The sequence below is a fragment of the Promicromonospora kroppenstedtii DSM 19349 genome (assembly GCF_000515355.1).
GTDB lineage: Bacteria > Actinomycetota > Actinomycetes > Actinomycetales > Cellulomonadaceae > Promicromonospora > Promicromonospora kroppenstedtii.
On sequence record NZ_KI911645.1, the window covers coordinates 16,732 to 18,221 of the forward strand.

General features: G+C 75.5%; 1 protein-coding gene. It reads right to left on the reverse strand.

Annotated features, from left to right (window positions below; translation table 11 throughout):
• Nucleotides 1-1,490, reverse strand: a 1,490-nt coding sequence (locus PROKR_RS09345) for a S8 family serine peptidase (RefSeq protein WP_036962468.1), incomplete at both ends; no start/stop codon positions are given.

Below are 1,490 nucleotides of genomic sequence, written 5' to 3' on the forward strand. Positions count from 1 at the left end.
CGCCCGGGCGTCGAGCGCGTACGTGCCGGGCTCGTCCAGCGGAACGGTGCCGCGGTACCAGCCGGGGCTGCCTCCGACGGCGGTGAGCGCCGCGGTGTACTGCTCGCCGGACGGGGCCGTGGCGCGCACCGTCGGCGCCGCCTCGGGCGCCATCGGCGTGTAGACGAAGACGTCGGTGGCCTTGGTCGCCAGCGACGGCGAGGACTGGACCTGGAGCGGACGCACGTAGGTGGCGTACGGGACGCGCACGGTGCTGCCGTCCGAGACGGTGCCCACGACGACGCCGGAGGTCTCGCCGTCGACCGATCCGGCGGCGGGGCTGCTGGTGTCGGGGGTGACGGTGAGGTCGACCGACGCGCTGCGGCCGGCCGGGATCTTGACCTGGCGCGCCGAGAGCTCGGCCTCGCCGGTGCTGGCCGCGGCGGGCTCGGCCGCCAGCTTGACGGTCACGGACTTGGCGCCGGAGTTGCGCAGCACGACCGTGCTGGTGCGGGCCGGCTTGCCGCCCATGTCGGCCAGCCCCAGGGAGACGGCGTCGGGCGAGGCGGTGACCCGCTGGTCCACGGCGGCTGCCACGTCGAGCTTGCCGGCGCCCTGGGCGGACGGCGACACCTCGGCGTCGTCGGACTCCAGCGGCTGCGCGCTGCCGATGAGGGTCGCGCGGAGCTGCTCCGCGGTCTGCTCGGGGCGGGCCTGCGCGAGCAGGGCGGCGGCGCCCGCGACGTGCGGGGCCGCCATCGACGTCCCGGACATCCGGTACCGGTCGCCGTCCACCCCGAACATGGCCGGGATGTCGGACATGATCTCGAAGCCGGGGGCCACGATCTCGGGCTTGAGCGTCATGGCGTCACTCGGGCCGCGCGAGCTGAAGTCCGTGGTCGTGTCGGTCCGGTCGACCGAGCCGATGGTGCCGCGCGCGGTGCCGGCCGCGACCTCGGCCTTGAAGGTCTGGTACTGCGCCGAGGGGATGTTCATCATGACCAGCGACTCGCGGCGCAGGTCGAACCCGCCGCCCGCCAGGATGTTCGCGGACCCCTGCGGGCCGGCCCCGCCGTCGTCCCCGGCCGGGTCCGTGGGGCTGGGCGTGTAGAGCAGGGCGCCCACGGCGCCGTGCTCCTCGGCGAGCTGGGCCTGCAGCAGGTGCGGTCCCTGGACCTGGCCCAGCGACGTGGTGGTCATGCTCTGCATGACGACGATCGCGCCGCGCACGTCGCCCGCCTGCTCGTAGTCCTCCTCGTCGAAACCGTCGCCGACGTCGACCAGGCGGGCCGTGAGGCCGCCCGCCGGCGGGTTGGCCGACATCGGGAAGCGTGTGACGTCCAGCGGACGGGGCGCGTCGCCCCGCTCGGCGCCGGCCAGCGTGAGCGTCGGGTCGGACACTCCGGTGACCTGGGCGCCCACCGCGATGACGCCCTCGGCGGCCGCCGGGGAGCTCACGGTCTGGGAGTAGGGGCCGGCGTTGCCGGCCGCGGCGACGACGACGACGCCCT